The organism is Levilactobacillus sp. LN180102 (assembly GCF_050106635.1).
Taxonomy (GTDB): domain Bacteria; phylum Bacillota; class Bacilli; order Lactobacillales; family Lactobacillaceae; genus Levilactobacillus; species Levilactobacillus brevis.
Window position 1 is genome coordinate 26,394 of the sequence record NZ_JBNIIX010000022.1, and the last position, 3,501, is coordinate 29,894.

A 3,501-nucleotide genomic window follows, 5' to 3' on the forward strand; every position below is an offset into this window, starting at 1 on the left:
ATTCAGCGGCACCCACAGAAATTCTGCGGCCGACAGCAACAGCGGTTACGCCTGCAACTGATTATTTGCCGGTAGGTACAGTGGTTGAACCGCCTGCAACAGACGCGGAGGTAGCAGAGCAACCGGTCTCGACGGTGGCGGATGAACCAGCAGAAGTAACGCGTGAATCTATGACGGGAAACGTGAGTTCTAAACCGACTGAACAATCGCGTGAAGTTTCAGCCTTATTAGACCGGGCAATGAGTGATGATACCACGCCGAATCAATCAAAGTCGGCGGCATCAGTAGACAATAAGCCGGCTCCCGCAACAGTTAAGCCTAAAGCGAAGCCTGCCCGTGGTTTGGGCCACTCGTTGGGAGATATTATGCAAGAAGAGGGGAATGATCAGCGGAACTTGGCTTTATTCGACCGGCCAACAGCACCCGCTGAGGCCGAGCCATCAGCTGTTAGTGACCGGGGCTATCATTTCCCAGATATTAGCTTATTACCCAAGCCAGTCGTGCCGGATGAGGCAGCATTGGATGAATGGATTGAACACCAAGCTGAGGTACTGGACGCCACGTTAAGTGCGTTTCACGTGGATGCCCATGTGACGGACTGGACAGTGGGACCAACCGTAACGCAGTTCCAAATTAGTCTAGCACTTGGGGTAAAAGTTAATAAAATTACTAATCTAAATGATGATCTCAAATTGGCTTTGGCGGCTAAGGACATTCGGATCGAAGCACCAATCCCGGGTAAGACAACGGTGGGAATTGAAATTCCTAATTTAAAATCCTGTCCGGTCATGCTAGCAGAAATCTTGAATTCACCGGCGTTCCAGAAGAGTGAATCACCGCTGACGGTTGCTTTAGGGGTCGATTTATTTGGACAGCCCCAAGTGACTGACTTGCGAAAGATGCCCCATGGCCTGATTGCCGGGGCAACTGGTTCTGGGAAGAGTGTGTTCATTAATTCCTTGCTGTTATCGATTTTGTATAAAGCAACACCACAGCAAGTTAAGCTCTTGCTCATTGATCCGAAGGCTGTGGAAATGGCCCCATATGATGCCTTACCACACTTGTTGTCACCAGTGATCTCTGATCCTAAAGCGGCCGCAGCAGCCTTGAAGTGGGTCGTCACAGAAATGGATGAACGTTACGAAAAACTGGCAGCAGCAGGCGTTCGTAACATCGAGCAGTTTAACGACCGCGCCGATGCTAACGAAGAACCCGGGTTGAAGATGCCTTATATTGTGATTATTATCGACGAGTTAGCTGATCTGATGATGATGGCGGCTAGTGAAGTCCAAGACTACATTGTCCGGATCACTCAGAAGGCCCGGGCTGCCGGTATTCATTTGTTAGTGGCTACGCAGCGGCCAAGTGTGGATATTGTGACAGGGACCATCAAGAACAATATTCCAACGCGGATTGCATTCATGGTATCGAGTCAGATTGACTCACGGACCATTTTGGATACCGCTGGGGCTGAGAACCTCTTGGGACGTGGGGACATGTTGTATCTTGGAAATGGGGCCAGTCAGCCGATGCGGTTGCAAGGCGCATTTGTTGAGTCTGAGGTTGATGCCATTACGGACTTTGTTCGAACTCAAGGGCAGCCACACTATGCTTTTGAACCCAAGGGCTTATTACAACGCGAGACGGCAGAAGAAAATCAAGATGAATTGTTGCCAAAGGTCTTGGACTACATTGCCCAAGAAAAGACGGTCTCGACGTCGAAATTGCAACGGGTCTTTTCGATCGGCTATAACCGAGCAGCTAATTTGATTGATGATTTGGAACAGCACCATTATGTTTCACCGCAGCACGGTTCAAAACCGCGAGAAGTGTATTTAACACCAGACGACTTAGGTAAGGATTTACCAGAACCGCATGACCAAGATGCACCATTTTCATCTTAGCTTGAATAGACCTCACCGCCTTTCTGCGTTGGTTTCTTTTATGGGGGTGGGGGATATGCTAAAATGAAGCTAGAGTCACTCGGTCGGGGGAGTATATGGCCTTACCGCACAGAGTAGAAAAGAGGATCATTTAATGGATAACGCAACGGTTTATCATTTTGTTGGAATTAAAGGATCAGGGATGAGTGCGCTCGCCTTGATTTTGCATGACAAGGGCTTTAAGGTTCAAGGTTCAGATATTACGCAATACACGTTTACACAACGGGGATTGGAACAGGCCGGTATCGACGTTATGGCGTTTGATGAAGCCAACATTCACGAAGGCTTGACGGTTATTGCGGGTAATTCTTTCACGGATGATCATCCAGAAATCAAAAAAGCCCAGGAAATGGGCTTGCCGGTTTATCGTTACCACGAATTCCTCGGTCACTTGATCGAAGGTTATACCAGTATTGGGGTGGCTGGTGCCCACGGTAAGACGAGTACGACGGGGTTGTTGGCCCACGTTTTAAGTGGGGTTGCACCAACCTCTTACTTAATTGGTGATGGTAGTGGTAAAGGGACGCCCAATGCGCGGTTCTTTGTTTACGAAGCCGACGAATACCGGCGTCACTTCTTAGCAACCAAGCCAGACTATGCGATTATGACCAATATTGATTTTGATCATCCCGATTACTACACAGGCATTGATGATGTCTACAGTGCGTTTGAAACGCTGGCTAAGCAGGTTAAGAAGGGCATCTTTGCTTGGGGTGACGATCCAGAACTACGGAAATTAAAGACGGATGTTCCGGTTTATTATTACGGTACGAGTGATCGTGACGACTTCCAAGCTAGAAACATTAAACGTTCAACAACTGGCTCAACCTTTGATGTTTACCATGATGATGAATTCTTAGGTAACTTTGAAATTCACTTGTTTGGTGAACACAATGTGCTTAACAGTCTAGCAGTTATTGCGGTGGCTTACTTTGAGAAGGTCAACATGGATGAAATTAAGCATGAATTGGCTGACTTTAAGGGTGTTAAGCGACGGTTTACAGAACGAAAGCTAGCGGACATGACCATCATTGATGACTATGCGCATCATCCATCTGAAATCAAGGCAACGTTGGATGCTGCTCGGCAAAAGTATCCAGACAAGGAAATTATTGCGGTCTTCCAGCCACATACCTTTAGTCGAACAATTGCTTTGATGGATGATTTTGCTAAGAGCTTGAATTTGGCAGATAAAGTCTTCTTAACCAATATCTTTAGTTCTGCGCGCGAAACGCAGGGGGCCGTGTCCAGTAAAGATTTGGCACAAAAGATTGTCAAGGGTGGCGAAATCTTAACGGTAGACAATATGTCGCCGCTGTTAGATTTCCATGATGCTGTGGTTGTCTTTATGGGTGCTGGGGACGTGCAAAAGTACGAACGGGCTTATGAAGAACTATTAAGTCACCTATCTTTGAAAAATAACTAAATAAGTAATGGCTCTATGATATTTGGTGTTGATGGATAAAATCCATCGACGCCTTTTTTTCAAAACAAAATAAAAAGGGCATACTGCCCTGTGCTACAATCAAGTCGACGAAAACCAATTGAAAGCGAGTGA

The 3,501-nt window shown here is 46.8% G+C and carries 2 protein-coding genes; both read left to right on the forward strand.

Features of this window, described 5'->3' with window-relative positions; all coding sequences use genetic code 11:
• Positions 1-1,904 (forward strand): DNA translocase FtsK (locus ACP4IT_RS11375; RefSeq protein WP_426855749.1); only part of this gene is annotated, 1,904 nt, incomplete at its 5' end.
• 133 nt (positions 1,905-2,037) lie between these two features.
• A complete protein-coding gene (gene murC, locus ACP4IT_RS11380; RefSeq protein ID WP_082265242.1) occupies positions 2,038-3,369 on the forward strand; it encodes a UDP-N-acetylmuramate--L-alanine ligase in 1,332 nt (443 codons plus the stop codon).
• The last annotated feature ends 132 nt before the right edge of the window (positions 3,370-3,501 follow it).

Coding starts and splice junctions, on each gene's coding strand:
- murC (WP_082265242.1), top strand. CDS start 2,038: ATGGATAACGCAACGGTTTATCATTTTGTTGGAATTAAAGGATCAGGG.